The sequence below is a fragment of the Methylobacterium sp. J-092 genome (assembly GCF_022829325.1).
Taxonomy (GTDB): domain Bacteria; phylum Pseudomonadota; class Alphaproteobacteria; order Rhizobiales; family Beijerinckiaceae; genus Methylobacterium.
The window spans coordinates 1-13,993 of the sequence record NZ_JAKSXU010000202.1; the positions used below are offsets into that span (position 1 = coordinate 1).

A 13,993-nucleotide genomic window follows, 5' to 3' on the forward strand; every position below is an offset into this window, starting at 1 on the left:
GCTACATGCTGGAGCAGACCGCCTACCTGCCGGTCTCCGCCCAGGCCGACCCGGACAAGAGCCCGCAGCGGATCCTGGCGCGCAAGCTCGGCCGCCCGCTCCAGTAGGCCTCCCGCCGCAAAGGACACGACACCGATGATCCTCGAAATCGCGCAGGTCGAGATCAAGCCCGGGATGGAGGCGGCGTTCGAGGCCGGCATCGCCGAGGCCGCGGAGATCTTCCGGGTCGCCGCCGGCTGCCGCAGCTTCGACGTGCGGCGCTCGGTCGAGCATCCGCAGCGCTACCGCCTGCTGATCGAGTGGGACACGCTCGAGGCCCACACCCGGGACTTCACCGGCTCGCAGCCGTGGCAGGATTACCGCGCCCTGGTCTCCCCCTGCTTCGCGAGCCCGCCGGCCGTGGAGCACACGGAACGGGTGCTGAAGGCGTTCTGAGGACGCGCGCGACGCTGACGGCCCCCTCCACCGTCATTCCGGGGCGCCGCAGGCGAGCCCGGAGTCCGGACACGCCGACGCGAAAGTCATGGGCATTGTCGGCGGCTCTGGATTCCGGGCTCTGCTTCGCAGCCCCGGAATGACGGGGTCGGAGCGGATCGAGCGCTTGCGTCGCCCGCCGCCGCCGACGATGCTCGCGCAAAGCTCGGGCGAGACAAGAAGCACATGATCCAGCGTCCCCTCCGCATCGGCACCCGCGGCAGCCCGATGGCGCTGGCCCAGACCGGCATGGTCCGCGACCGGATCGTGGCGGCCAACCCGGGCCTGGAGACCGAGCTCGTGGTCGTCACCACGGTGGCCGACAAGATCCTCGACCGGCCGCTCTCCGAGATCGGCGGCAAGGGGCTGTTCACCAAGGAGCTGGAGCAGGCGCTGTTTTCCGACGAGGTCGACGTGGCGGTCCACTCGATGAAGGACGTCGAGACCTGGCTGCCCGAGGGGCTGGTCATCGCCTGCATCCTCGCCCGAGACGACCCGCGCGACGCCTTCCTGTCGCCGCGGGCCGCCGGGCTCTCGGAATTGCCCGCGGGCGCGCGGGTCGGCACCTCGTCGCTCCGGCGCGCGGCGCAGGTGCTGATGCGGCGCCCCGACCTGCGCATCGTGCCGCTCCGCGGCAACGCCAACACCCGGATGCGCAAGCTCGAGGCCGGCGAGTGCGACGCGACGCTGCTGGCGCTCGCTGGCCTCGAGCGCCTCGGGCTGGAGGGCATGGCCCGCTCGGTGCTCTCGGTCGAGGAGATGCTGCCGGCGGTCGCGCAGGGGGCGCTCGGCATCGAGGCCCGCGCGGGCGATGCCGAGATCCACGCGCTGCTGGCGCCGCTCGCCTGCGCCCGCACCACCACGGCGATCGGCGCCGAGCGCGCGCTCCTGGCCGAGCTCGACGGATCCTGCCGCACGCCGATCGCGGCGCTGGCGCGGATCGAGGGCGACACCCTCAGCCTCGACGGCCTGCTCTTCCTCCCCGACGGCAGCCGCCACTGGGCCGCCTCGCGCGCGGGCCCGGTCGCCGACGCCGAGCGGATCGGGCGCGACTGCGGCGCGGCGATCAAGGCGGCGGCGGGCGAGGTCTACACGAAGCACCTGCAGTAGGGGCTATCCGCGACGCGCGCTTCCCTCCCCCTCTGCGGGGGAGGGAAGGGACGGGTCGCGTCGTCCCCTCACGCCACGCTGCGCTCGATCTGCTCCTCGTCGCAGATCACGCCCGCCGTGCCCTCGTATTCGGCGGCGAAGTCGTGGGCGGCCTGCACCGGGGCCGGGGCGGTGCGGTCGGCGGCGAAGGTGGCGAGGAACGAGCGCATCACGTGGCGGACGCCGGCGTCGTTGATGGTGCGCAGGTCGTCGTTGTAGTAGCGGCCGGCATTCACGTTGCTGGTGACGATGTCGTAGGCCGGGAAGTACACCGCCCGCGGGTCGCCGGAGGCGCAGGCCTCGCCGGCCGCCACGCGCAGCACCGACTTCGAGTAGCTGTTCGACTCCATCACGTGCCGGTCCATGTAGGTGGCGATCATCGGCACCGGCGAGACCGTGAGGATGATGCGGGCGGTCGGGTTCACGCTCCAGAGCCGTTCGAGGAAGCCCTGCAGGTCGGCGAGCACCTCGGCCGCGCCGGCGTTGACGCATTCGTAGAGCGCCGGATCGTAGCTGCCGCCGGCGACGCCGGGCGCGAGCGGCAGGGCGGCGCCGTCGGCGCGCCAGCGCCAGCCCTCGGTCAGGCCCAGCGTCAGCACGAACACGTCGAGGGTCTCGAACAGGCGGCGCACCTCGGCCAGATGCGCGTCGCGCGCGGCGACCACCGCGGCCTCGTCCGCGAAGCCGGCGGGCTCGACGGTGGGGCGGAACGGGTCGACGTAGCGGCCGTCCTCGCGCAGCCACGCCTTCAGCTCGGGCTCGAACCGGCCGTAGGCCCGATCGAACAGCTGCACGAACTGGCGCGTGTAATAGAGGTTGCCGTACCGGGCCGAGAAGGTGCCGAACTGGCGCGCGTCGGCCTCCGCCGGCGCGGTGCCCTCGGGGGCGGCTTCCGTCACGTAGTAGTTGAAACCTTCCGCCCGAAGCGCCTCGGCGACGCGCTGGGCGAAGCACGATCCGCCGGTGGCGACCTTGTCGGCCTGGCCGATCGCGAAGGGCGCGCGCGGCCGCGGATCGACGGCGAAGGGGGCGACGTTGGTCACGACCTTGCGCCAGAAACGCTCGGCCGGTAGACCGCTATAGGGATTGGACGTCATCTGTAGACCCTTCCTCCGACCTCCGGCGCAACCGCCTCGGCGACGCGCCCCGAGCTTCTTCGCCCCACCCGATGCACCCGGCGCGTAACGTGGCCCTGTCCGATCTGCCTAGGCGCGCCCGCGGCGCGTTCTCGTTGTCGCCGCCATCCTGGGCGACACCGTGGCGCGCCAAGCCCGCTGCCGATGCGGGCCGGCGCGGCCCGCGCATCGCGGTGCTCGGCAACTGCCAGGCGCGCGGCGTGGCCCAGGCGATGCGGCTGCTGGCGCCCAACAGCCCGGTGCGCTTCCTGCCGATGGGGACGCTCGGGCGCGACCACGGCGACATCGACGGGCTGGTGTCGACGCTCGCCGCCTCCGACCACGTGTTCTCGCAGCTGTTCCCGGCCGGGCTGCTCCCCGGCGGCGACATCGCGGTCCTGCGCCGGCGCGACCCGCGCACCAAGCTGTTTCCGACGATCGTGTTCTCGGCCTTCCATCCGGACATGGTCTATGCCGGCCGGGTCGAGGACCTCGCGGCGCTGAAGCTCGCGCGCTCGCCGCTCGGGCAGTACCATTCGGCGATCGCCCTGTGCGCCCACCGCCTCGGCCTCACCGCGACCCAGGCCGGGCGGCTGTTCCGCGAGGACGTGTTCCGGCGGCTCGGCTATCTCGACCAGTGGGAGCCGGCGGTCCGCGAGCTGATCGGCGGCGGGGCCACGGTCGCCTTCGGGCTCGAGCGCGAGATGAGCCGCTGGAGCCGGCGCGGCGCCTTCATGCACGTGATCAACCACCCGAAGGTCTTCGTCGTCGCCGACATCGCCCGGCGCCTGCTGGTCGAGAGCGGCTTCGCGCCGGAGCCGGTGGAGATCGAGGACTACCTCGGCGACGAGCTCGCCCGCGACGTGGTCTGGCCGGTCTATCCGCCGATCGCCGAGATCTACGGGCTCACCGGCTCGTACCTGTTCAAGACCAAGCCCCGCGGCGACGCCTTCCCGGTCCTGTACGACCTGCCCGGCTTCCTGGCGGCGAGCTTCGCCCTGTACGACGCCGCGGAGCCGAGCGACCTCGCCTGCGCGCGGGTCGAGGCCTGGATCGGCGCGCCGGAGATCGTCGCGATGTTCCGCGCCGAGGCCGTGTGAGCCGGGGCGGGTCGCGTGACGCCCCGGCGCGACCGGGCGACGATCACATCGCGGCGCGGAGCGGCTCGTCGGTGACGCCCTGCGCCATCATCCGCACCACCTGCTCGATGTCGCGGATCTGGAACGGCTTGCGCAGGTAGAGGCCGCCGCGGACGGCGCGCGGCGGCAGGCCGGGGGCGGTCGAGGTGTAGACCACCGGCCGGTCGGGATGCATCGCGCGGAAGGCCTCGGCCACGCTCCAGCCGTCGATCAGGCCGGGCAGGCGGATGTCGGTGAACAGCCAGTCGATCGTGCGGCCGCGCTCGCGCAGGATCGTCAGCGCGGCCTCGCCGCTCGACGCCTCGATGACGCGGATGCCCTGCGTCTCGCACAGCGACGCGACGATCTCGAGGAGCAGGTAGCTGTCCTCGACAATGAGCACGCTCTGGGCGGGATGCATCGGGGTGGATCCGGTCGGCAGGTTTCGCCTCAGTGGAGGCCGCGAGCGTTAACGCTTCCCTAACGCGCGCCGCCCCCGGCCCCGCATGCCCGCGCGGGCTCGCCCGCGACGCGCCGTTGTTGCGCCGCCGCAACGCTCCGGTCGAATCGACGCTTGCGCGAGGCCGGGCCGCGCGGCCGCCGCAATGCGGGTGCCTGACGGGGCCCGCGACGTCGGTCCGCGCGCCGCGAGTCCTGCGTGCGCCACGACACATCGGCGGCGGGCCGGCTCCGTTGGAAACCCGGCGTCAAGCTTGATGGAACCTTCGCTTAACCCGACAGGCCTAAAGCCCAATCTCGTTTGATCGCGCGGACATCAACGCGCCGACCTGCCGCGACCCGGGACTGGGCCGGCGCACACCGTCCGCTCGTGGAGTGACAGACATGCCCCGATCCGCGCGCTTCCGCGCCGCCACCTTCCGCGCCGCCTCCCTGAGCTTCGCCCTCTGCGCCGGCCTCGCCGTCTCGGCCTGCAGCAGCGACAAGGACCTCGCCGACGCCTCCGCCTTCGGCGGCGGCGCCTCCACCCCCGGCAGCGCGCAGGACTTCGTCGTCAACGTCGGCGACCGGGTGTTCTTCGAATCCGACTCGACCGACCTGACGCCCACCGCCACCGGCACCCTCGACAAGCAGGCGGCCTGGCTGCAGCGCTACCCGCGCTACAGCTTCCTCATCGAGGGCCATGCCGACGAGCGCGGCACCCGCGAGTACAACTTCTCGCTGGGTGCCCGCCGCGCCCAGGCGGTGAACGACTACCTCGCCTCGCGCGGCATCGCCGCCGGGCGGATGCGCACCGTCTCCTACGGCAAGGAGCGCCCGGTCGCGGTCTGCAACGACATCTCGTGCTGGTCGCAGAACCGCCGCGCCGTGACGGTGCTCGATCGCGGCGCCGGAAGCTGACCGCAGGCGCGACCTTCGTCGCCCGACGACCCCGCCATCCTGCCTCCACCACCCCGCGGCCTCCTCGGGCGGGCGTATCGGGGCAGGGGCGAGCAGGGGACGGCACCCGCCGCGACGCGTCCGGCCGACGCGTCCGGCGCGGCTCACCCTCTCGCCACGTGTCGGCAGAGGTTGCCGAGGATGGCGGCCCAGCCGCTGCGCTGCTGCGCGATGGGGACATCGGTCTCGGGATCGAACGCGACCGTGACGCCGGTCCGGTCGCCCAACGCGGTGAACTCGACCACCGCATGACGGTCGCCGAAGGCGTATTCGATCCGTTCGTTCGGGACGATCCTGGTGTCGGTTCCCACGAAATCGAAGCCCAGGCTGCCGTCCTTCGCCGCCATGCGCGCCGTGAACGTGCCGCCTTCCCGAAGGTCGACGGTCGCCGTCGGACAATGCCAGTCGTCGGACGCGAAATTCCACTGCGTGATCCGATCCGGCATCGTGTAGGCGTCCCGGACGACGCCGACCGGCGCGGACGCCGTCGCTTCTACGATGATCCGTTCCTGCGGCATGGGGGCTTCGCATCCGGCCGTTCGGGACTTAGCGGCGGGCATCTCACACCAGGCCGGTCGTGGCGGCAACTTCCGGGGCGCCGCCGCATGCGGCCGGCCCCCTAGGCCCGCCCTCGCCGTGCGGCTCGAGGGCCCCCGAGCCGGCATCGCCTTAACTTTGCCGTGCTGGAGCGCATCTGCTACCGGCCTCGCGCCGACCTTGCGCGCTCCCTGTCACGACCGGTGCCACCATGCTCCGCCGCCTGCTTCTCGCCTCCTGCGCCGTCCTCAGCCTCGCCGCCCCGGCCGCGGCGCAGGACGCCTCCGAATTCGTCGTGCGCCTCAACCGGATCGAGAACCAGTCCCGGATGATGGCCGGGCAGATCGAGACGCTGCAATACGAGAACCGGCAGCTCAAGGAGCAGCTTCGGAAGTTCCAGGAGGACGTCGAGTTCCGCCTCAACGAGAAGGGCGGCGGCAAGGCCGCGCCCGCGCCGAGCCGCGAGCCGGCCGGCGCCGTCAACGGCGGCAATCCGGGCGCCGCCCGCCCGCAGAAGCGCGGCGACGCCTTCGACCCCGATCAGAGCCCCGGCCGCCCCGGTGCGCCGATGCAGCTCGGCGCGACCCAGCCCTCCGCCCCGGCCGCGGCGCCTGCGCCGGCTCCCGCCGCGCCGATGGCCCAGACCCGGCGCCTGCCGGAGCCGGCGATCGACGACGGCGAGGACGCGGAGACCCGCGGCGCCCCCGGCTACGACGAGCCCGTCGACCTGTCGCCGCCCGCCCGGGTCGGCACCACCGGCGCGCTCCCGAGCCCGGCCCGCACCCCGGCCAGCGTCGCCGCCACCGGCAGCGGGGACGCGACGAGCGACTACGAGGCCGCCGTCGGCCACATCCGCGAGAAGCGCTACGAACAGGCCGAGATGGCCTTCCGCCAGTTCATCCAGTCGCACCCGCGTGACGGCCACGTCCCGGCCGCGACCTACTGGCTCGGCGAGAGCTACCTGCAGCGCAACCGCAACCGCGAGGCGGCCGAGCAGTTCCTGAAGGTCTCGACCGACTACGCCCGCTCGCCCCAGGCGCCGGAGGCGATGCTGAAGCTCGGCGTATCGCTCAACGCGCTGGGCGCGCGCGAGCAGGCCTGCGCGACCCTGGCCGAGCTCGACCGCAAGTTCCCCGCCGCCGGCTCGAACGTGCGCCAGAGCGTGGCGCGCGAGCAGAAGCGCGCGCGCTGCACCGCGTGAGCGACCCGCGCGACGATCCCGGTGACCGGATCCGTCGCGCCCTCGCCAACGCCCTCGCACCTTGGCTCGCCGGGGACGCGCCCGTGGTGCTCGCCGTCTCCGGGGGGCCCGATTCCACCGCCCTGATGCACGCCGCCGCCGCGTGCCGGGCCGGCGCGCTCTTCGTCGCGACGGTGGACCACGGCCTGCGCCCCGAATCCGCTGACGAGGCCCGCGCCGTCGCCCGCGCCGCCGCGGCGCTCGGCCTGCCCCACGCGACCCTGCCCTGGGAGGGCGTCCGTCCCAGAGCCGCGATCCAGGCGGAGGCGCGGGCCGCCCGCTACCGCCTGCTCGCCGCGCATGCGCGCACGGTCGGCGCACGCCTCGTGCTCACTGGCCACACTCGCGACGACCAGGCCGAGACGGTGCTGATGCGCCTGATCGCCGGCAGCGGCCCGGCGGGCCTCGCCGGGATGCGGCGGGAGCGCCCGCTCGAGCCGGGGCTGGCGCTGGCGCGGCCCTTCCTCGACATCGCCAAGGTTGACCTCGTGGCCTGGTGCGAGGCGCAGGGCGTCGGCTTCGCGCGCGACCCCTCGAACGCCGACGAGCGCTACGGCCGGGTGCGCCTGCGCCGATTGCTGGAACGCGAAGGCCTCAGCGTCGATCGCCTCGTCCGCCTGGCCGAGCGCGCGGCCCGCGACGAGGCGGCCTTGGGAGAGGCGGCGGCGGCGGCCTTCGCGAGCGTGCATTCAGATCTCGTGTCAACGAACGCGCACGGGCCCCCTTTCCCAGGGGGAGAGGGAGCCGCGCCTCTCCCTCCCCCCGCAGTGGGGGGAGGGGGTGCTGCGGCGATCGTCCCGCTTCGTCTCGACGGCCAAATCCTCGCCGCGCTCCCCGACGCGGTCGCGCTGCGCGTCCTCGACCTCGCCCTCGACCGGGCCGGCGGCACGCTGCCGCGGCGGCTGGAGCGGCTGGAGCGGCTGGTCCTCGTCGACCTGCTGCCGGCGCTAAGATCGGGGCGCGCGGTGCGGCGCACCCTGCGCGGGCTCGCCATCGCCGCCGACCCGGCCCGCCGGGTGACGATCCGGCCCGCTCCGCCCAGGCGAGGGGACGGCCTTGCCGCAGGGGCGCCCGACTTACTTGGCAAGGGGGAGGGCTCTGCCTACATTGGCTTGGCGTGCGCGGACGAACCCGCAGCGGCGGGCAGCCGGCCCACACGCCCCAGGGATTGATCGATGAACCCGAATTTTCGCAATTTTGCCTTGTGGGTCGTCATCTTCCTCCTCGTCCTGGCCCTGGTGACCCTGTTCCAGAATCCGGGTCACCGCGGCGGCGGGAGCGAGATCGCCTACAGCCAGCTTCTCAACGACGCCGATGCCGGCAAGATCCAGTCCGTCGTGATCTCGGGCCAGGACGTGTCCGGCTCCTACGTCGGCGGCGGCAGCTTCACCTCCTACGCGCCGAACGATCCGGGCCTCGTCTCGAAGCTTTCGGGCAAGGGCGTGCAGATCACCGCGCGCCCGCCGTCGGACAACACGCCCTGGTTCATCCAGCTGCTGGTGAGCTGGCTGCCGATCCTCGTCTTCATCGGCGCCTGGGTGTTCCTGTCCCGGCAGATGCAGTCGGGCGCCGGCCGCGCCATGGGTTTTGGGAAGTCGAAGGCCAAGCTCCTCAATGAAGCGCACGGGCGCGTCAGCTTCGACGACGTCGCCGGCGTGGAAGAGGCGAAGGAGGATCTGCAGGAGATCGTCGAGTTCCTGCGCGACCCCCAGAAGTTCCAGCGGCTCGGCGGGCGCATCCCGCGCGGCGTGCTCCTGGTCGGCCCCCCCGGCACCGGCAAGACCCTCATCGCCCGCGCGGTGGCGGGCGAGGCCAACGTGCCGTTCTTCACCATCTCCGGCTCGGACTTCGTCGAGATGTTCGTCGGCGTCGGCGCCAGCCGCGTGCGCGACATGTTCGAGCAGGCCAAGAAGAACGCCCCCTGCATCATCTTCATCGACGAGATCGACGCGGTCGGCCGCCATCGCGGCGCCGGCCTCGGCGGCGGCAACGACGAGCGCGAGCAGACCCTCAACCAGCTGCTCGTCGAGATGGACGGCTTCGAGGCCAACGAGGGCGTGATCATCATCGCGGCGACCAACCGCCCCGACGTGCTCGACCCCGCGCTGCTGCGTCCCGGCCGGTTCGACCGCCAGATCATGGTGCCGAACCCGGACGTGACCGGCCGCGAGCGCATCCTGCGCGTCCACGTCCGCAAGGTGCCGCTGGCGCCGGACGTCGACCTCAAGGTCATCGCCCGCGGCACCCCCGGCTTCTCGGGCGCCGACCTGATGAACCTCGTCAACGAGTCGGCGCTGCTGGCCGCGCGCCGCGGCAAGCGCATCGTCACGATGCACGAGTTCGAGGACGCCAAGGACAAAGTGATGATGGGCGCCGAGCGGCGCACCCTCGTCATGACCGAGGACGAGAAGCGGCTCACCGCCTACCACGAGGGCGGCCACGCCATCGTCGCCTTCAACGTGCCGGCCACCGATCCCGTCCACAAGGCGACGATCATCCCACGCGGCCGGGCTTTGGGCATGGTCATGCAGCTGCCCGAGCGCGACAAGCTGTCGATGTCGTTCGAGCAGATGACCTCGCGGCTGGCGATCATGATGGGCGGCCGCATCGCCGAGGAGATGACCTTCGGCCCGGACAAGGTGACGTCGGGCGCCCAGTCCGACATCGAGCAGGCGACGCGGCTCGCCAAGATGATGGTCACGCGCTGGGGCTTCTCGCCTGAGCTCGGCACCGTCGCCTACGGCGACAACAACGACGAGGTCTTCCTCGGCATGTCGATGGGCCGCCAGCAGACGGTGTCCGAGTCGACCGCCCAGAAGATCGACGCGGAGGTCCGCCGCCTGGTCGAGACCGGCCTTGAGGAGGCCCGCCGCATCCTCGCCGACAGGAAGGACGACCTCGAGGCGCTCGCGCAGGGGCTGCTCGAGTACGAGACGCTGTCCGGCGACGAGATCAAGAACCTGCTCAAGGGCCGTCCCCCGGTCCGCGACGGTGGCGACGTGCCCCCGACGCCGGCCCGCGGTTCCTCGGTCCCGTCGGCCGGCCGCGGCCGCCCGAAGGAGAGCGACGGCGGCCTCGAGCCGCAGCCGCAGGGCTGAGAGCCTCACCACCGACGAACGGGAAGGGCGCCACGACGGCGCCCTTTTTCGTATGTCCAGCATCTGAGACGGACAGGCATGGGAGACGCAGCGCGGGTTTTCCCTCACCCCTCTGCGGGGGAGGGAAGAGGCGGCGTCGATTCACCGTAACGGGACGCGATCCGCGCGTGCCGTGCGATCGATGATAGGTTGCCCGCAACGTCGCGTGCCCGATGGGACGGAGAGTTTCGTGAGAAAGTATTTCGGCACCGACGGCATTCGCGGCCGGGCCAACGGGGTGATCACGCCGGAGCTGGCGCTGAAGGTCGGCCAGGCGGCGGGCCTGGTGTTCCAGCGCGGCGACCATCGCCACCGCGTCGTCATCGGCAAGGACACCCGCCTGTCGGGCTACATGATCGAGACCGCGCTCATCGCCGGCTTCACCTCGGTCGGCATGGACGTGCTGCAGCTCGGGCCGATGCCGACGCCGGCGGTGGCGATGCTCACCCGCTCGATGCGCGCCGACATCGGCGTGATGATCTCCGCCTCGCACAACCCGTTCGAGGACAACGGCATCAAGCTGTTCGGGCCGGACGGGTTCAAGCTGAACGACGCGATCGAGCGCGAGATCGAGGCGCTGATCGACGGCGAGCTGCACACCCGGCTCGCCGGCTCCATGTCGCTCGGCCGGGCCAAGCGCATCGAGAGCGTGCATGCCCGCTACATCGAGTTCGCCAAGCGCTCGCTGCCGCGCAACGTGACGCTGGACGGCCTGCGCATCGTGGTCGACTGCGCCAACGGCGCCGCCTACCGCGTCGCCCCCGAGACCCTGTGGGAGCTCGGCGCCGAGGTCATCGCCATCGGCGTCGAGCCGGACGGCTTCAACATCAACCGCGACGTCGGCTCGACCGCGCCCGCCGCCCTGGTCGGCAAGGTCCGCGAGCTGCGCGCCGACATCGGCATCGCGCTCGACGGCGACGCCGACCGGGTGCTGATCGTCGACGAGAAGGGGCAGGTCGTCGACGGCGACCAGCTCATGGCCGTCGTCGCCCGCTCGTGGAAGGAGGACGACCTCCTGACCCAGCCGGGGATCGTGGCCACGATCATGTCCAACCTCGGGCTGGAGCGCTACCTCGGCGGGATCGGCCTCTCGCTCGCCCGCACGGCGGTGGGCGACCGCTACGTGCTCGAGCACATGCGCGAGCACGGCTACAACCTCGGCGGCGAGCAGTCCGGCCACATCATCATGTCGGACTACGCCACCACCGGCGACGGGCTGGTGGCCGCGCTGCAGGTGCTGAGCGTGGTCCAGCGCAGCGCGCGGCCGGTGAGCGAGGTCTGCCACTGCTTCGACCCGCTGCCGCAGATCCTGAAGAACGTGCGCTATCGCTCCGGCGAGCCGCTGCGCGCCGACAGCGTCGTCACCGCGATCGAGCACGCCCGCGAGCGCCTCGGCAACGCCGGCCGCCTCGTCATCCGCCCGTCCGGCACCGAGCCGGTCATCCGCGTGATGGCCGAGGGCGACGACCGCGGCCTCGTCAACGACGTCGTCGACGCGGTCGTCGACGCGGTGACCCGCGCCGCGGCGTGAGCGTTTCGGCCTGAGCGATCCCGTCTTCCCTCCCCCCGGGGGGGGGGAGGGAAGACGGGCTGCGGCGACGACGCGCTTCCTGAGCCGATCTGAGAATGAACGTTCATTGACGTGAGAATGAACGTTCATTACACGGGGGCGGCACACAGGAATCCGCCATGGGCCTTTCCGTTTCCGATCCCGGCACCGCCCTCCGCCTCGCGGAGCTTCGCGCCGTGGCCACGCCGGCGAACCTCGCGCTCGTCGGGATCCTCGGGCTCGCTTGGGTCGCGCTGATCGGCTGGACCGGGGCCGGTCCCGACGGATGGCAGGCGCGGTCCTGTGCCGGGCTCGCGGTTCGTTCCGCTGCTTGCCAGGGCGTCCCGCCCGCGAAGGACGCGAGCCGCATCGTGCCCCACGTCTTGGCGGCGAGCCTCGCACGATGAGCGCCGGCAGCGCCGTCGCGGCGCGGATCGAGCCGTCGGCCCGGCGCGAGCACATCCTGGCGGCGGCCGAGGCCTGCTTCGTGCGCAACGGCTTCCACCGCACCACGATGCAGGACCTCGCCCGCGAGGCGGCGATGAGCGCCGGCAACGTCTACCGCTACTTCGCCTCGAAGGAGGACCTCGTCCTCGGGCTCGCCGAGTGCGAGCGCGCCCGCGGCGCCCTGCTCGTGGCCGAGCTGGAGCGCGACGGCGACCGCCGCGCGGCGCTGCTCGGCATCATCACCCGCTACTTCGTCTCGATCACCCGCGAGACCGCGATCCTGCGGGTCGACATCTGGTCGGAGGCGACGCGCAACCCGGCGATCGCCGCGATGACCGCGCGGGCCGAGGCCGAGGCGCGGGGCTGGTTCGTCGAGACCTTCGCCGCCCTGGCGCGGTCCCCCGCCTGCGACCCGGCCGCGCTCTACGCCCTGCTCGGCCCCCTGATGAAGGGGATCATCGTCGACCGGGCGCTGCTGCCCGGCTACGACCCGGCCGCCGCCGTCGCCCAGCTCCTCGCCCTGCTCGATGCGGGCCTCGACGGGCGCCTTCCCCTCGCCTCGACGCCCGCGGAGACCGGCCGATGACCGTTCGCGCCCATCGCCTCGGCCTCGCCGCCCTGGCCCTCGCGCTCCCCCTGTCCCTGCCGGCACGGGCCGAGACCGCCCCGGCGCCCGCCGCGGCGAGCCCCGCGCCCGCGGTCAGCGTGGTCGAGGCGGCGCGCCGCGAGATCGTCGAGAGCGTGGTCGTCACCGGCACGCTGGTGCCGCGCGACGAGATCCTGGTGACGCCCGAGATCGACGGCTACCGCGTCACCGAGGTCCTGGTCGAGGAGGGCGCGCGCGTCGCCCGCGGCCAGGTGCTCGCCCGCCTGTCGCACGACCTGATCGACCGCCAGCTCGCCCAGCAATCCGCCCTGGTGGACAAGGCCACCGCCGCCGTCCCGCAGGCCGAGAGCACCATCGAGCAGGCGGAAGCCGCCGCCGTCGAGGCGCGCCTCGCGTTCGACCGCGCCAAGCAGCTGATGCAGACCGGGAACGGCACGGCGGCGATCCTGGAAGGGCGCACCTCCACCCTGCGCCAGGCCGAGGGCAAGCTCGCCTTCGCCCGCAACGGCCTGGTCATTGCGAAGGCCGAGCTGGCCCAGGCGAAGGCGGTGCGCGACGAGCTGGAGCTGCGGCTCGCCCGCACCGAGATCCGCGCGCCGGAAGCCGGCATCGTCAACCGCCGCACCGCGCGCGTCGGCATCACCGCCTCGTCCGCGGCCGAGCCGCTGTTCCGCCTGATCGCCCGGGGCGAGATCGAGCTCGAAGGCGAGGTCGTCGAGACCAAGCTGCCGCTGCTGCGGGAGGGCCGCCCGGCCTGGATCGAGATCGGCGCGGGCGCACGCGTCCAGGGCAGCGTCCGCGCGGTCTACCCGGAGGTCGACCGGGCGAGCCGGCTCGGCAAGGTCCGCGTCCGGCTCGAGGCCGACCCGCGGCTGCGCATCGGCACCTTCGCCCGCGGCGCGGTCGAGATCGCCCGCACCCGCGGCGTCGCCGTTCCCCAGGCCGCGGTTCTCTACGGCGGCCCGGCGCGCAGCAGCGTCCTCGTGGTCGCCGGCGACACGGTCGAGGCCCGCCAGGTCCGCACCGGCCTGTCCGACGACGACGACATCGAGATCCGCAGCGGGCTCTCCGAGGGCGAGCGCGTCGTCGCCCGCGCCGGCAGCTTCCTGCGGGACGGCGACAAGGTCCGCCCCGTTCCGCTGGCGGCCGTTGCCCCGGCCGTGGCCGAGGCGCCGTCGCCCGAGGCGAGCGCCGACGCCGGCGCCCCCTGAGCCGACGCCGC

The 13,993-nt window shown here is 72.9% G+C and carries 15 protein-coding genes; 12 read left to right on the forward strand and 3 right to left on the reverse strand.

The window, feature by feature from the left end:
* From MKK60_RS24875 to hemC, 3 genes are all read left to right on the forward strand, one after another.
* The coding region (locus MKK60_RS24875; protein WP_243986802.1) for a Kdo hydroxylase family protein at positions 1-107 on the forward strand (107 nt) is incomplete at its 5' end.
* A gap of 28 nt (positions 108-135) precedes the next feature.
* The gene (locus MKK60_RS24880) at positions 136-435 is read left to right on the forward strand and encodes an antibiotic biosynthesis monooxygenase family protein (protein WP_147729054.1); all 300 of its coding nucleotides are present in this window, start codon (positions 136-138) and stop codon (positions 433-435) included.
* 225 nt (positions 436-660) lie between these two features.
* Positions 661-1,584 (forward strand): hydroxymethylbilane synthase, encoded by a 924-nt coding sequence (gene hemC, locus MKK60_RS24885; RefSeq protein ID WP_243988923.1) that lies wholly within the window; start codon positions 661-663, stop codon positions 1,582-1,584.
* Positions 1,585-1,652: 68 nt separating this feature from the next.
* On the opposite strand, the gene MKK60_RS24890 is transcribed toward hemC, so the two are convergent.
* Entirely contained in the window at positions 1,653-2,720 is a 1,068-nt protein-coding gene (locus MKK60_RS24890) for a GSCFA domain-containing protein (RefSeq protein WP_147860066.1), read from the reverse strand.
* A gap of 89 nt (positions 2,721-2,809) precedes the next feature.
* Here MKK60_RS24890 and MKK60_RS24895 point away from each other — a divergent pair, with 89 nt between their 5' ends.
* Positions 2,810-3,838 (forward strand): WcbI family polysaccharide biosynthesis putative acetyltransferase, encoded by a 1,029-nt coding sequence (locus MKK60_RS24895; RefSeq protein ID WP_243988924.1) that lies wholly within the window; start codon positions 2,810-2,812, stop codon positions 3,836-3,838.
* A 43-nt stretch (positions 3,839-3,881) separates the two neighbouring features.
* On the opposite strand, the gene MKK60_RS24900 is transcribed toward MKK60_RS24895, so the two are convergent.
* The gene (locus MKK60_RS24900) at positions 3,882-4,277 is read right to left on the reverse strand and encodes a response regulator (protein WP_147729566.1); all 396 of its coding nucleotides are present in this window, start codon (positions 4,275-4,277) and stop codon (positions 3,882-3,884) included.
* A gap of 422 nt (positions 4,278-4,699) precedes the next feature.
* On the opposite strand from MKK60_RS24900, the gene pal reads away from it, so the two are divergent.
* Positions 4,700-5,215: a peptidoglycan-associated lipoprotein Pal gene (pal, locus tag MKK60_RS24905; RefSeq protein WP_147729567.1), complete on the forward strand. Its 516-nt coding sequence runs from the start codon at positions 4,700-4,702 to the stop codon at positions 5,213-5,215.
* Between the two features lie 143 nt (positions 5,216-5,358).
* Here the strand turns inward: pal and MKK60_RS24910 are convergent, their stop codons facing one another.
* Positions 5,359-5,772 (reverse strand): SRPBCC domain-containing protein, encoded by a 414-nt coding sequence (locus tag MKK60_RS24910; RefSeq protein ID WP_243988925.1) that lies wholly within the window; start codon positions 5,770-5,772, stop codon positions 5,359-5,361.
* A gap of 230 nt (positions 5,773-6,002) precedes the next feature.
* Between MKK60_RS24910 and ybgF the strand changes: the two genes are divergently transcribed.
* The 7 genes from ybgF (at position 6,003) to MKK60_RS24945 (ending at position 13,982) form a co-directional block, all read left to right on the forward strand.
* Positions 6,003-6,992, forward strand: a complete 990-nt coding sequence (gene ybgF, locus MKK60_RS24915; RefSeq protein ID WP_243988926.1) for a tol-pal system protein YbgF — start codon at positions 6,003-6,005, stop codon at positions 6,990-6,992.
* Complete coding sequence (gene tilS / locus MKK60_RS24920) at positions 6,989-8,203, forward strand: tRNA lysidine(34) synthetase TilS (RefSeq protein ID WP_409567453.1); 1,215 nt, start codon at positions 6,989-6,991, stop codon at positions 8,201-8,203. The genes ybgF and tilS overlap by 4 nt, the downstream gene beginning before the upstream one ends.
* A gap of 3 nt (positions 8,204-8,206) precedes the next feature.
* Complete coding sequence (gene ftsH / locus MKK60_RS24925) at positions 8,207-10,129, forward strand: ATP-dependent zinc metalloprotease FtsH (protein WP_147728678.1); 1,923 nt, start codon at positions 8,207-8,209, stop codon at positions 10,127-10,129.
* A gap of 229 nt (positions 10,130-10,358) precedes the next feature.
* Positions 10,359-11,699, forward strand: a complete 1,341-nt coding sequence (gene glmM, locus MKK60_RS24930) for a phosphoglucosamine mutase (protein WP_147728677.1) — start codon at positions 10,359-10,361, stop codon at positions 11,697-11,699.
* A gap of 158 nt (positions 11,700-11,857) precedes the next feature.
* Positions 11,858-12,124 carry a hypothetical protein gene (locus MKK60_RS24935; RefSeq protein ID WP_243988927.1) on the forward strand — a complete coding sequence of 89 codons (267 nt, stop codon included), beginning with the start codon at positions 11,858-11,860 and terminating at the stop codon, positions 12,122-12,124.
* Positions 12,121-12,750: a TetR/AcrR family transcriptional regulator gene (locus MKK60_RS24940; protein WP_243988928.1), complete on the forward strand. Its 630-nt coding sequence runs from the start codon at positions 12,121-12,123 to the stop codon at positions 12,748-12,750. Before MKK60_RS24935 ends, MKK60_RS24940 begins: the two co-directional genes overlap by 4 nt.
* Positions 12,747-13,982: an efflux RND transporter periplasmic adaptor subunit gene (locus MKK60_RS24945; protein ID WP_243988929.1), complete on the forward strand. Its 1,236-nt coding sequence runs from the start codon at positions 12,747-12,749 to the stop codon at positions 13,980-13,982. The genes MKK60_RS24940 and MKK60_RS24945 overlap by 4 nt, the downstream gene beginning before the upstream one ends.
* Positions 13,983-13,993 lie beyond the last annotated feature (11 nt).

Excerpts from the sequence above, each read along its gene's own strand:
- MKK60_RS24880 (WP_147729054.1), top strand. The coding sequence starts at position 136 with ATGATCCTCGAAATCGCGCAGGTCGAGATCAAGCCCGGGATGGAGGCG.
- hemC (WP_243988923.1), top strand. The coding sequence starts at position 661 with ATGATCCAGCGTCCCCTCCGCATCGGCACCCGCGGCAGCCCGATGGCG.
- MKK60_RS24890 (WP_147860066.1), bottom strand. The coding sequence starts at position 2,720 with ATGACGTCCAATCCCTATAGCGGTCTACCGGCCGAGCGTTTCTGGCGC.
- MKK60_RS24900 (WP_147729566.1), bottom strand. The coding sequence starts at position 4,277 with ATGCATCCCGCCCAGAGCGTGCTCATTGTCGAGGACAGCTACCTGCTC.
- pal (WP_147729567.1), top strand. The coding sequence starts at position 4,700 with ATGCCCCGATCCGCGCGCTTCCGCGCCGCCACCTTCCGCGCCGCCTCC.
- MKK60_RS24910 (WP_243988925.1), bottom strand. The coding sequence starts at position 5,772 with ATGCCGCAGGAACGGATCATCGTAGAAGCGACGGCGTCCGCGCCGGTC.
- ybgF (WP_243988926.1), top strand. The coding sequence starts at position 6,003 with ATGCTCCGCCGCCTGCTTCTCGCCTCCTGCGCCGTCCTCAGCCTCGCC.
- ftsH (WP_147728678.1), top strand. The coding sequence starts at position 8,207 with ATGAACCCGAATTTTCGCAATTTTGCCTTGTGGGTCGTCATCTTCCTC.
- MKK60_RS24935 (WP_243988927.1), top strand. The coding sequence starts at position 11,858 with ATGGGCCTTTCCGTTTCCGATCCCGGCACCGCCCTCCGCCTCGCGGAG.
- MKK60_RS24940 (WP_243988928.1), top strand. The coding sequence starts at position 12,121 with ATGAGCGCCGGCAGCGCCGTCGCGGCGCGGATCGAGCCGTCGGCCCGG.
- MKK60_RS24945 (WP_243988929.1), top strand. The coding sequence starts at position 12,747 with ATGACCGTTCGCGCCCATCGCCTCGGCCTCGCCGCCCTGGCCCTCGCG.